10 protein-coding genes and 1 pseudogene are annotated in these 13,239 nt (G+C 40.7%); 5 read left to right on the top strand and 6 right to left on the bottom strand.

Annotated elements, in window-relative coordinates:
* Positions 1–7 precede the first annotated feature (7 nt).
* Positions 8–298 carry an antitoxin Xre/MbcA/ParS toxin-binding domain-containing protein gene (locus tag AACR77_RS09760; RefSeq protein ID WP_331371202.1) on the top strand — a complete coding sequence of 97 codons (291 nt, stop codon included), beginning with the start codon at positions 8–10 and terminating at the stop codon, positions 296–298.
* A gap of 914 nt (positions 299–1,212) precedes the next feature.
* Here AACR77_RS09760 and tolC read toward each other — a convergent pair.
* From tolC to AACR77_RS09745, 3 genes are all read right to left on the bottom strand, one after another.
* Positions 1,213–2,514 carry an outer membrane channel protein TolC gene (gene tolC / locus AACR77_RS09755; protein WP_034524321.1) on the bottom strand — a complete coding sequence of 434 codons (1,302 nt, stop codon included), beginning with the start codon at positions 2,512–2,514 and terminating at the stop codon, positions 1,213–1,215.
* A gap of 86 nt (positions 2,515–2,600) precedes the next feature.
* Positions 2,601–5,741 carry an efflux RND transporter permease subunit gene (locus AACR77_RS09750; protein ID WP_034524316.1) on the bottom strand — a complete coding sequence of 1,047 codons (3,141 nt, stop codon included), beginning with the start codon at positions 5,739–5,741 and terminating at the stop codon, positions 2,601–2,603.
* On the bottom strand, positions 5,738–7,282 hold the full coding sequence (locus AACR77_RS09745; protein ID WP_081999296.1) for an efflux RND transporter periplasmic adaptor subunit: 1,545 nt from the start codon (positions 7,280–7,282) through the stop codon (positions 5,738–5,740). The genes AACR77_RS09750 and AACR77_RS09745 overlap by 4 nt, the downstream gene beginning before the upstream one ends.
* A gap of 208 nt (positions 7,283–7,490) precedes the next feature.
* Here AACR77_RS09745 and AACR77_RS09740 point away from each other — a divergent pair, with 208 nt between their 5' ends.
* The 4 genes and pseudogenes from AACR77_RS09740 to AACR77_RS23135 form a co-directional block, all read left to right on the top strand.
* A complete protein-coding gene (locus AACR77_RS09740) occupies positions 7,491–7,814 on the top strand; it encodes a hypothetical protein (RefSeq protein ID WP_021140715.1) in 324 nt (107 codons plus the stop codon).
* Between the two features lie 191 nt (positions 7,815–8,005).
* A complete protein-coding gene (locus AACR77_RS09735) occupies positions 8,006–8,692 on the top strand; it encodes a heavy metal response regulator transcription factor (protein ID WP_021140716.1) in 687 nt (228 codons plus the stop codon).
* Complete coding sequence (locus tag AACR77_RS09730) at positions 8,682–10,037, top strand: heavy metal sensor histidine kinase (RefSeq protein ID WP_042878200.1); 1,356 nt, start codon at positions 8,682–8,684, stop codon at positions 10,035–10,037. The genes AACR77_RS09735 and AACR77_RS09730 overlap by 11 nt, the downstream gene beginning before the upstream one ends.
* Positions 10,038–10,820: 783 nt before the next feature.
* Positions 10,821–10,990, top strand: a pseudogene (locus AACR77_RS23135) (IS5/IS1182 family transposase); the annotation flags it as partial.
* Between the two features lie 190 nt (positions 10,991–11,180).
* Here AACR77_RS23135 and AACR77_RS09725 read toward each other — a convergent pair.
* The 3 genes from AACR77_RS09725 to AACR77_RS09715 form a co-directional block, all read right to left on the bottom strand.
* On the bottom strand, positions 11,181–11,714 hold the full coding sequence (locus tag AACR77_RS09725; protein ID WP_042878198.1) for a cupredoxin family protein: 534 nt from the start codon (positions 11,712–11,714) through the stop codon (positions 11,181–11,183).
* 20 nt (positions 11,715–11,734) lie between these two features.
* Entirely contained in the window at positions 11,735–12,592 is an 858-nt protein-coding gene (locus AACR77_RS09720) for a copper resistance protein B (protein WP_005303868.1), read from the bottom strand.
* Positions 12,593–12,603: 11 nt separating this feature from the next.
* A partial coding sequence (locus AACR77_RS09715) for a multicopper oxidase domain-containing protein (protein WP_156133339.1) occupies positions 12,604–13,239 on the bottom strand: 636 nt, incomplete at its 5' end.

Below are 13,239 nucleotides of genomic sequence, written 5' to 3'. Positions count from 1 at the left end.
TGCAGACATAGGTTGGATATGCCGCCTAGCAGGCATTAGCCGGAGCACTGTTGCTCGCAAGCTGAGGATTGAGGCTCCCCTATCAATCTCGCAGGGCACCAGGGTATACGGCGTTGTACAGGCCCTAGATGCGGTGCTCTCCCTCCATGAGCACGACACCACCAGAGCGATTTCATGGTTAAGCCGCCCAGCCTGGGGCTTAGGTGGCATAGCTCCAGCTGAGGTATTGACGACACAAATGGGGGTTCTGGCTGTTGTCGATCTGGTGGGACGGATTGAATATGGGGTGTGCCAATAACAATAAATTGAAACACCTTGATAGCGAAAAACCACCAACAATCGTTTAAAAAAACAGCAAAACAATGAATTTTTAACTTTTTTTCATTTGTACCACTTGAAAAATTCGAAAAACTGTCCATTTACTAATTATGAGAGCAAAAAAATTTTTTCCGACATTCCGCTGCTATGCAGCGAAGATAAACCAGTCTTTCACCCCCCTTATATCCATGCTCTTAGACGCTAAAAGCAGCTATCCCTTATATCATACTAAAAAATACTGATTTAGATCATTAACTTGAATAATAGAGCAAGGTTTACAAATCGACTTTATATACACGCAAGATGACAAAATAACCTTTACCAAAAAATATTAACACCATATCAAAATGACAAAGTGGCAATATAAGGGGATGAAAGATGCGTTGTTTCCTAAATCAGCTATCAAGCTACGACTTCCTCAGCCCCAAGTGACTGCTACACTCGGTACTTCCTGACAGGAAGTCTAAAGATGCTCAGTTTGTTTATCTCGCGCACATACTCCATCGCCCTACCTGGCCGTTGTCGATACGCGGGCAGGTTGTGCCTGACAGCAACTGTTTGAACCGATACATTTCCGTTTATGCTAGGGAAAGTGCGAACAAGTATCCCACGAACAAAAAATGAAAATTTTAGTCATTTAATATCAATGGGTTACCAGTAAATGCTCTCGTGCCGTATGACTTATTCGCACCTTCCCTTTATAAAACTTAAATCCACATTAAAAACTACAGCCCTATAGGTCGCTATATTTTCTGAATGAGTTTATAGCTATACACTAATAGTAACAAGTGCTAAAAACCTTCCGAAAAAAATAAATAAGAGAAATGAATTTCCAGGTTAAATAAAAGGCATCAGTGCAAAACTGATGCCTATTGAAAAATAGATTACACACAACTACCTTAAATTAACTAAACCATTATCAATATCAATTATTTCTTTTTTACCTAAAGACCCTGAATTTAATTTCAATGTGGCAACGTTGACTATGTAACTATATCTAGAAATAGCTAACTTTGTCTTTGCATCATACAATTTTCTATTAGCATCCAATACATCAATGATAGTCCTAGTGCCAACCTCATATCCTGCCTCGGTCGCTTTTAAAGCACTTTCAGCAGAAACTACAGCTTGTTGGTATGCTCGAACGGATCCTATGCTTGCATTAACATTGTTATATGAAGACTTAACTGCACTCATGACCGAGCGATAACTTTTCTCCAGCTGCTCACTGGCAGCAACATAGTCAAAAGAAGATTGTTTGACTTGTGATGCTGTTGCACCACCTGTATATAGTGGCAATGAAAATTTAATACCAATGTCGCCTTGATTGGAATAACCGTCCGTATTAACTGTATTATCTTTGTAGTTATTATAAGTTGAAGATAACCCCATAGTAAGATCAACTAATGGCTTATGTCCTGACTTAGATAAATCGATCTGCATCTTCGCAAGTTCTTTTTTAATCCGAGCCTGATGTAATGCCAAATTTTTTTCAATTGCTGCATCAGTCCACTTATCAATTTTCCATAAAGTTTTTTGAGGACTGAAACGCTCTGTATCAAGCTTATTAAGCTTTCTATGCTCAAGACCAGTTAACTCACGTAGAGCCTCATAGCTATTTTCAAGCGTGTTCTCTGCATAGATCTCATCGGCAAAAGACTGATCGAAGGCGGCCTCTGCCTCATGTACATCAGTAATCGCGGCCAAACCTACCTCAAAACGCTGCTGGGTTTGAGCAAGCTGCCTCTGAATTGCCTTTTTCGTTGCCTGAGAATAAATCAGCGAATCTTCAGCCTGGAGAACATTAAAATATGTCTGTATTGTACGAAGCACTAAGTTTTGATGCTCAAGAACATAAGAAACATCTGATAGTGTCGCATTCTTCGCAGCTAAATCAAGATTAATCCAATTAGCACTGTTGTAGAGAGATTGCTCTAGATTGATTGCACTATTCGTTGCGCTCCCAGTTTGCATATCCAGATTATCGTCAACATAGTTAGCACTAAGACCAAGATTTATCTTTGGTAGAAATGATGCTTGCTCTTCATTGATTTTTTCGAATGATTGGTCACGCATTGCCTTTGACTCAAGAAGTTGCGGATCCTTTTGCTTCGCCAAGTTATAAATATCTAGCAAGCCCTCCGCATGCGTGTAACTACTAAGAAGAGCGAGTATAGGTAAAAACATTTTGTTCATCATGATAGATACCAACAGATTGTAAATAAAGAAAACGAAAGTAGCGGATGCATATTCATATAATGCATCCGCCTGTGCACCAACCGTTATTCAGGCATATCAACACCTGTAGTATTAGTGATGCTCTTCAGAGTACGTCTACGCCATAAGTAAAATGCCGCAGGTAGAACTAAGAGAGTTAAAACGAGTGCGCTTACCATCCCACCAATCATTGGCGCGGCTATTCGTTGCATAACCTCAGAGCCAGTCCCATGACTCCACATGATAGGTAATAGGCCAGCAATTATCGTTACCACTGTCATCATTTTAGGACGTAGTCGCATTGCAGCTCCATGGATAACGGCACCATGTAATCCTGCATTATCAAGTTTATCGTTCTTAACGAGATCATCCCAAGCATGGTTGAGATAGATCAACATCAATACACCTGTTTCTACAGCGACACCTGCAAGTGCTATGAATCCAACTCCAACGGCCACTGACATATTAAATCCAGCTAGCCACACGTACCAAATGCCACCAACTACAGCAAGAGGCAAGGTCGTAAGAATAAGAAGCACTTCTTGAACACGCCGAAACGCCAAGTAAAGCAATAGAACTATGATGGCAACGGTTAATGGGACTACATAGGTAAGGCGAGCTTTAGCTCGTTCCATATATTCGTATTGACCAGACCAAGTAATAGAGTACCCAGCAGGAAGAACTAATTGTTCTCCGACCATTTTTTTTGCATCCGCGACAAATGATCCAATATCTCTATTACTAATATCAACATATACCCAACCATTTAACCTAGCATTTTCACTTCGCAACATTGGGGCTTCATCGCTAATATAAATTCGAGCAACATCAGCTAGAGCAATTCGTTCACCTTTGGGAGTGATCAAAGGAAGCAACTCTAGACTAGCGACTGAGTCGCGATAGCTTTGTGGATAGCGTATATTGATTGGATATCGCTCTCGCCCCTCTATCGTCTGTCCAACATCCATGCCGCCCACAGCCGTTGCTAGTACTGCTTGAACATCCGCAATATTGAGTCCATATCGGGCAGCCTTCAGTCTATCGATATCAACTTTGACATAACGACCACCGGCGACACGCTCAGCATACACGGATGATGCCCCCTCTACACTGCCAACAATTTTCTCAAGTTGCTGTCCTATTTTTTGTATCACTTTAAGATCTGGACCAGCAATCTTGATCCCAACAGGTGTTTTAATTCCTGTTGCGAGCATATCTGTTCGAGTCTTGATTGGGGGGACCCACGCATTTGTCAAACCAGGAAATTGAATTAATGAGTCTAGCTCTTCCCGTAATTTCTCTGGTGTCATCCCAGGACGCCACTCTGATTGAGGCTTCAGCTGAATAGTGGTTTCCATCATAACAAGATCAGCTGGATCTGTTGCACTATCCGCACGGCCAGCCTTACCGAATACATTCTTTACCTCAGGGACAGTTCTAATCAGCTTATCTGTTTGTTGTAATATCTCTCGCGTTTTCCCTACCGAGATATTTGTTGCCGTTGTCGGCATATACATCAGATCCCCCTCATCAAGTGGAGGAATAAACTCAGACCCTAAATATTTTAAAGGCAAGAAACCAACAACGGTCACGATAAATGCTAAAGTAAGAGTCACCTTCGGCCATGCTAAGACGCATTTCAGCAAAGGTATATAACCCTGACTTAGCCATCTATTAATTGGGTTCGCTTGTTCAGCAAGTACCTTACCACGAATAAAGTACCCCATTACAACAGGGACTAACGTTATTGCAAGTGCAGCAGCTGCGGCCATAGCATAAGTCTTAGTATATGCGAGCGGAGCAAACATCCGCCCTTCTTGTGCTTCAAGAGCAAATACTGGTAAAAAGCTCATGGTAATAATTAATAGAGAGAAAAATATAGCAGGGCCGACTTCTGCACTGGCCTCTCCAATTACCTTCCATCTGTTTTCATTAGTTAGGGGTGTCTGTTCCATATGCTTATGGACATTTTCAATCATTACAATTGCACCATCAACCATTGCTCCAATTGCGATGGCTATCCCTCCCAAAGACATTATGTTGGCGTTGACACCCTGTATATTCATTATTATAAATGCAACTAGAATTGCGATTGGTAGGGTGATAATCACTACTAACGATGACCGTAGGTGGAATAAAAATGCTAAACAAACTAATACAACAACAATAAACTCTTCCAGTAACTTCCCTGAAAGGTTGTCGATTGCTCTTTGGATTAGATCTGAGCGGTCATATACAGTTATTATCTCAACCCCATCTGGTAGACTACTTTTTAATTCATCAAGACGAGTCTTAACTCCATCAATAGTGTGTTGTGCATTTTCGCCATAACGCATGACGATAATGCCCCCAACGACTTCACCTTCACCATTGAGCTCTGCGATGCCTCGACGTACTTGAGGGCCAGTTACCACATCCGCTACATCACCTAGCAATAGTGGAGCACCACGTACATTTGTTCCTAATGGAATGTTTTTTAGATCAGAGACATTTTTCAAATACCCATTGGAGCGAACCATATACTCAGCTTCGGCCATCTCGATAACTGAAGCACCTGTTTCCTGGTTACCTTGTTCTATTGCTGTCTGAATTAAAGACAAAGGTACACCATATGCACGCAGCTTATTGGGGTCTACACGAACCTGATACTGACGAACCATTCCTCCAACCGTAGCGACTTCAGAAACCCCCTCTACAGTCTGTAATTCATACTTTAAAAACCAGTTTTGCAGTGAGGTTAATTCACTTAAGTCATGCTTACCTGTTCTATCGATCAGTGCATACTGATAGACCCAACCAACACCAGTTGCATCAGGCCCAAGCTGGGGCCTCGCAGAAGATGGTAAATTAGGAGCAACTTGGCTCAAGTATTCTAAAACTCGCGCCCGCGCCCAATACAAATCCGTATTGTCATCGAATAGAACATAAACGAAAGAATCACCAAAGAAAGAATAACCACGGACGGTAGTTGCACCAGGAACAGCAAGCATGGCGGTGGTTAATGGGTAAGTTACTTGGTCTTCAACTACTTGTGGTGCTTGCCCAGGATAACTTGTTTTGATAATAACTTGAACATCCGACAAATCAGGCAGCGCATCAACAGGAGTTTGCTTGACTGACCATATTCCCCATGCAGTGAGCAACACACTTAACAAAAGAACAAGGAATCGATTGCCAATAGACCATCGAATTATTGATGTGATCATTTCTGACCTCCTATCTCATCCATTTCGGCCATATCATGCTTGGAATGGTCCAATTGTGGAGCAGATGGAGCCTTACCTTTCCCGTTGCTACTATTTGAATCTGAATTTTTAATATTTGTTTTAGCAATCGGCTCCTTGATACCAGTTATAATGTATCGTTCCCCATCCTGCCTTAGCAAAACACTCACGGAGTGACCCATCTTTAAACTTGAAGGAGCAATACTCTTATCAAGTTCAAAGCTCATACGCATTGCTGGCCATTGCCATTCTGGTACTTGTTGGTGTGCAATTGTGATCTGCCTATTCTGACCAATATCAACGATGTCAGCATTGACCCAGACTTGAGCAGGACGAAATGCAGTCATGCGCTGGAAGTCGGAACTGATACTTGACTCAGAGTCTAATAAAAACTGAGCAGACCTTACTATCTCATCACCTTCTTCAACTCCAGATGTAACAACGATATGTTCCCTAAACTGAGAACCGAGAGTGACTTCAACAGATTTGAAGCGCCCATCACCTAATGACAGCACTACTCGATTCTGCGTTCCTGTTCTAATAATAGCCTCACTAGGCACCACAAGATTAGACTCGGTTCCACCGGCTTTTATGTTGATCTGAGCAAACATATTCGGCTTAAGGAACTCGTCTGGATTATCAAAGCGTAGCCTGACCTTAAGCGTTCTAGTTGATGCGTCTAGGGTGGGATATAAATAATCAACTTTACCGACCCAAGTTCTGCTTGGCGCATAATCAAGAGTCATGGTAACTGGATCTCCCAATTTCAATACGGTAGCTTGGCGCTCAAAAATTTCTGCACTGACCCAAACTTGTTGTAATGTGCTGATATTAAATAGCGCCTCAGCTGGTTCTACGTACTGTCCCTCTCGAATTTTTAGCTCAGAAATATATCCATCACTAGGTGCATAGAAATTAATTGTTTCACGCACTTTCCTAGTTCGCTTTAAAATAGATATTTGATCACTTGGAATTTGTAGCGCCTTGAGTTTCCCTTCTGCGGCTCGAATCAACAAAGGGTTACTGCTATTCATGGCCAACAAGTATTCATGCTGCGCATTTACTAAATCAGGGGCATATAATGCGTAAATAAAACTACCTTTGGTAACCCTTTGCCCCTCACTTTTAATTGCAAGGGTTCGTACCCAGCCAGCCATACGTGAGTTGATAGCTTCAAGACGGTCTTCATCATATCCAACATATCCAACAGTATCAATTTCCTGATAAGTAGGAGCTCGTTTGACTTGATCGAGACGAACACCAAGATTCTGCTGTATTTCCGGTGATATTGTAACTGTGCCAGCTGACCCTTGACCTTGAGCTTTCTCTTCATAAACAGGAATGAAATCCATTCCCATTGTGTCCTTGGCTGGAGAAGGTCTCTTATCAGCTGGATCCATCGGGTTTACCCAATAAAGAGGTTGTTTTTCCTTTAATGTATGTACATCTTTAAAATTTGTGAGCAGGTAGACACTACCGCCTCCTGCGACAAAAACTAACAACATTGCAATAAATTTCATCATGCCATGCCCCTTAAGATATATTCAAAATATGGAAAACCAGGTGGTGTAAAATCATCTCTCATACCCCAATAGGGTGAATCATACATACTTGCCCTCTTAAAGATCTATATCCTTACGGTAATGTAATCTTGCTGACAGCAGCATGTAATGTTGATTGTATATAGTGATTAGCGATAACCGTGCAATAACAACGAAATGAGGTAATCGAATGAAAATCAAGACCATCTTAGCTGCGCTCACCATGTTGATTAGTAGTTCAGCGGCTTTCGCTAATGCCCCAATGCCTTTCGATCTTAGAGCAGGGCATGGAGTAGTCTATGTAGAATGGAAAATATCTGCATTGCCTACTGACTCCGTGGACGTATCCACCCCCGATGGCACGAAACTGGGCGTTGTGAAGGCTCTCCCTGGTAAGACCAAGCAGTTAACACTTCCTTCTGATAAAAATATTACAGAAGTTATCGTGGACTATAAAGGAACCATTCATAACGTCTCTCTCCCGCATGGTATGGGAAGCGGTAGTAACCGTTAAGATCTTCCACATGTAAAAAACGGCCAGCTTATGCTGGCCGTTTTTTAAACATTAAAAATAATCATTCTAGATTTTATAATTTCGATATAACCTTCATTGAAACTCTTGATGCAGCTGGATTTTTTTTATTTTTTAGTGTATGTAGTAGCATAGACTACTGACTATCTTAATACTGCATATTGGAGAACATAATGAATATTTTAGTTGTTGAAGATGAGCCAAAGATAGGTGAGTATTTAAAGAAAGGACTCACTGAGTCAGGCTACATTGTTACTCTCGCCACAAATGGAATTGATGGTCGCTTTTATATACTTAGCCATGAATTTGACTTAATAATACTAGATATTATGTTACCTGGGATTAACGGATGGCAGCTTCTTGAGGAAATTAGAAATATAAACATTCAAGTACCTGTCATGTTCCTGACGGCAAAAGATGGTGTCGGAGATAGAGTAAAGGGGCTAGAGTCTGGAGCTGATGATTATCTTTCAAAACCATTTGCATTCACTGAACTACTAGCCAGAATAAAAAACCTTCTTAGGCGATCCAAAGACAATCATATTGAAGAGGTTATATCAATTTCAGATTTGATTATAAACATCAAATCAAGAACAGTTAAGCGGTCGGGTAAAAAACTACATCTCACCCCTAAAGAATATCTATTACTTGAGTTATTAGCTCGGCGGCATGGTGAAGTATTACCTCGCTCATTAATTGCCTCTTTGGTATGGGATATGAATTTTGACAGCGATACAAATGTAATAGATGTTGCAATCAGAAGATTAAGAGCCAAGGTTGATGATGATTATCAAATAAAATTAATTCATACTATTCGAGGAATGGGATATAAATTAGAAGGTGCTGGCGATGAAGAGTAACATGCCTATAACTATACGTGCTATGCTTTTTGTTTCTGTCGCCATAACGATCAGTATGATTTCCTTGTTATTTTTGGTAGAGACATCTATCAAAAATCATTTCTTAGACCTTGATAATGAAACGATAGATAACAAAACGATTATTATCGAGCAGTTTTCAAAGCGCATAGATGCAGTTCAAAGAATTATCAATTGGGATACAATCAATCCTGACTCTAATTTTTATATCGAGATATTAAAAGATGGTAAAAATATATATAGGAGTGAACGAGACAGCTTTAATTTGAGAAAGTTCAGCAATACACTAATTCATGTATCTGAAACTGACACTTCCGCTCCACATAAATATCTCAGTAAAAACATTAATTTTAAAAAAAATGATAACTCCTATTCAGTCGTGTTCTATTTAGACTCAAGTGTTCACTCTCATTTTTTGTCTGACTTTAGGATGCAGCTATTAATCATAGTCTTTGGTGTTTGGGCGATCATAATATTGTCTACATACTTGGGTATAAGGCAAGGCCACAAACCTATTTATATATTAAGCAAACATATGTCGACTATTCAGGCTGAACAGTTGAGCTCAACATTAGAACCCAACCAATATCCGAGAGAGTTAAGGGAGTTGGTTGACTCATTCAATACCATGCTATCTAAACTAAACAATAGTTTCGTTAAGTTATCTGATTTTTCAGATGATGTAGCGCATGAACTAAGAACCCCATTAACCAATATAATCATGCAGGCTCAAGTTGGGTTAAATCAAGACAGGAGCATCTCCGAATATAAAGAGTTCCTATATTCAATTCTGGAAGAGCTTGAGCGTTTGGCAAAGATGGTTAGCGATATGCTGTGGATTGCCAGGTCAGACAAAGGTTTGATTTCTGCAAATAAAGAATTTTTAGACTCAGAGAATGAACTTTCTTCTATTTTGGATTTCTTTATGTACTTGGCAGAAGAAAAAAGTCTTACGTTTAACGTTACAAATACTCATAGGCTTATATTTGCTGACAAAATAATGTTTCGTCGTTCGATATCCAATCTGATATCTAACGCAATAAAATACTCAGAGAGCAACTCTGCCATTAGCATCTCAATATCAAACGATGAAGGAAATAATTCTATCATTGAAATAAAGAACAAATGCAAAGATATATCTTACGATGAATCCTTGAGAATGTTTGATCGATTTTATAGGGCAGATTTATCAAGATCTAGCAATAACGATAGTGTCGGGTTGGGTCTATCGATTGTTAAATCGATAACCGAAGTTAATGGAGGAAAGGCTTGGAATAAATTAAGTGGTGACTACATTTCATTTTATTTACTATTCCCAGCTATATAGCTTTTAGCCACTTAACGTAGGACGACGATATAATTATTAGAGAGCATTATTGCCAAAATAGAGTCGATTAGAAGATGAATTATTACAATAATCATGACCTGATCAGCAAACCATCTCTCAGGTCAGCATTATGAGGCAAGTCAGACTATCCTATAATAAATAGGTTGTACTACAACAAATTTATTATTTATCGTGGCTAGCTCACTTTCTGAGTCGATGCCATGAATATAAGTGTCACCTAAGCCAAGACGCGGCCAACAGTATACCGACCAAACCATGTACACTTTCCTAATACTCAAGAGCATCTTTAGTCTTTCCTTTCGTACCGCCTTGTTCCAGCCTTGTTGCTCAAATTAAGGAACTATCTGCGACCTTGACGATCTGATCCAGTAGAGCAGCCTCCGAGAGCACCAGATAGGTAAGTCCATTTACAAGATCAGCAACTGGAAACAATACAACCTGGCGTTGGCTCAACATAGTTTTCCTGACCATCTGAAGGAATGAACACGTCTTCAGGCGGCATCCATCATGGCTGGTATTCTGCGTTAATATTCAAGCCCATATTCAGGCTGCTCCTGCAAGCCCTGGATAGCTTCATCAACTTGCTGTTCACTGGCTGCCCCACTCCAGTAACCAGGCTACAGTTCTATTAACAAACAAGCTAATATGGAGGATATAAACTACGAGTAGCCGACCGCTGGTGTATCAGGTGATTGATGCAATTCGACTCTAAATCCATAGCGAATGCGAATGAAAGCGTATAACTACAGCGAGGAGAAGTAGCGGTTTTGGCGCAGGTTTCATTCAATTGTTGATGTGGCCACCTATCAGCTGAGGCCCGCCTGGAGACGGTTGTACCGACCTTGCTCAATCACTTGCGGCGCAAGATAGAGCAGGTTAGTGTTGATGGTTACCATGGCACCAAAGCGTGTCACCTCCTTCTGAAAAATAGGGAGCAGGGCCATTTTTTCTCACAGTAGCTCTATTTATTAACTTCAATGTATGTTCTTCCTGCTTCTTATAAAAAGCAGTTGATTATGTTAATTTTTATCATTATCCGTAAAGTTTAGAACTGAATTATGAAAATCAAAGAGGGGCCTGAACAGGCCCCTCTTTGATTTTCATATAGGCTCAGATAGCCTCTTATTTAACGACAACCTCTCCAATCATACCAGCTTCCATATGACCAGGTACAAGACAGGCGAATGATACTGTACCTGACTTATCAAATTTCCATAACACAGCACTTTTCTTGTTTGGTGCAAGAGAAATCATATTTGGCATATTGTGTTGCATCTGCATACCTTGCATCTGTTGCATCATTCCTGCATGCTCTTTGAGTTCTGAGGTTGTTCCGAGAACAAACTCATGTGGTAGTTTTCCATTATTCTTTATAAAGAATCGGATTGTTTCACCTTGTTTGACCGATATCGTTTTCGGTGTAAACCGCATGGTGTCATCCATAGATACGTCAATGGTTCTAGACACATCTTTGGCAACACCAGGGGAACCAGCCATACTCCCCATGTCATGCCCCATAGAAGCTGGATTCCCCTTCATTGAACTCATGTCATGGTTCATGCCATTCTTCATTGAGTTCATGTCATGACCTTGCTCAGAAGCCATCACACCCGTAGAAATTACTATCACAGCAGCAGTAATCATTTTGAATTTCATACATTACCTTCCTTATGTAATCAGAACCAGAATCTGGCACCTGCAATAAATCTCGTATCAGATGTACTCTCCCCATGATCTTTTGCTAGATCGTATGTATTGCCAGCGAGAGTTTTCCATTCAACGCCTATGTAAGGAGCAAACTGCCTACTTATTTCATAACGTAACCGCAAGCCAGTGCTGATGTCTGAGATACCTCGCCCAACAGACATATCATCATTATCTTTACTGTAAATATTCATTGCAGCTTGGGGCTGTAGTATCAATTTCTGAGTAAGTAAGAGGTCATATTCCGCCTCTAGGCTTAAAAGCATTAGACCATGCTGATCTACAAATAAAGAGGAGTCAACCTCAAACCAATATGGCGCTAATCCTTGTAGGCCAAGGGCAAGCCATCCTTTATCGCTTCTAGATTGATATGTATCATATCTTGCTCCAAAAAGGATGTCCCAGTATGCAGATGTAGCATACCCATAAAGAACTTGGTTTTCTGTATCCTGTAATGAATTTTTATATTCACCTTCAGATTTAAACCATATTTTTTGATAGTCTTTCCCTACCCAAGCAAGGGCTTTGTAGGAAGCATAATTTTCCTCTCGTCCATTTGAATATTCAAGCCTGTCAATTAACAGAGAAGAAAAGGTATGTTCATCTGCTAAGGAAAGCTGCTCTCTGCCTTCAAAAAGGCTTGGGCCTGAACTAAGTGTGAGTCCATCAGAATATTCATCAGGGCTTCTTTGTTCGCTATCCTCAGATGCGGTTAAATCAGGGTGATAGCCGCTAACAGCATCTTTTGACTCCTCAGAAAAAGAAAGAGAAGCAAATAACCCAAGGCTGATCAACCATATTCCATTTTTTACTATACTTTGAATTAGCATTATTTATTTCCTCAAGAAACCACTACTTCACGGAACATTCCAGCATCCATATGGAACATAATATGACAGTGCCAAGCCCAACGGCCAATGGCATCAGCGGTCACAAGAAAACTAATTCGTTGTGCTGGCTGCACAGGTATTGTGTGCTTTCTTGCCAAAAAGGAGCCATCTTCATTCTCAAGTTCACTCCACATACCATGTAAATGCATGGGATGGGTCATCATGGTGTCATTGTGGAGAGTAATTCTAACTCTTTCTCCATAATTAAAATGAATTGGTGTTGATTTACCGAACTCAACGCCATCAAACGACCATGTATAGCGTTCCATATTTCCAGTCAAATGAAGTTCAATTTCGCGTTCTGCTGGTCTTGGATCTATGGGCCCACCTTTAGTTTTCAGGTCTGCTAACGTAAGCACTCTTCTCCCATTATTACGTAGCCCTACACCAGGGTCATTCAGATTGCGTCTTGGTGTATCTACCCTCGCATCAACACTGGGCCCAAACTCTGTACTGGCATGCCTAACCTTGCTTGGCGGTGTAGCATTACTCATACCAGCCATAGAACCATGATCCATACCAGCCATGGAGCTATGATCCATCGTTGGCATTGCCCCCGATGCCATGCCAGGCATTGAGCCATGATC

Origin of the sequence: Aeromonas sp. ZOR0002 (assembly GCF_963866995.1) — a bacterium.
Lineage (GTDB): Bacteria > Pseudomonadota > Gammaproteobacteria > Enterobacterales > Aeromonadaceae > Aeromonas > Aeromonas caviae.
This window is presented reverse-complemented; position numbering and strand designations above follow the sequence as displayed.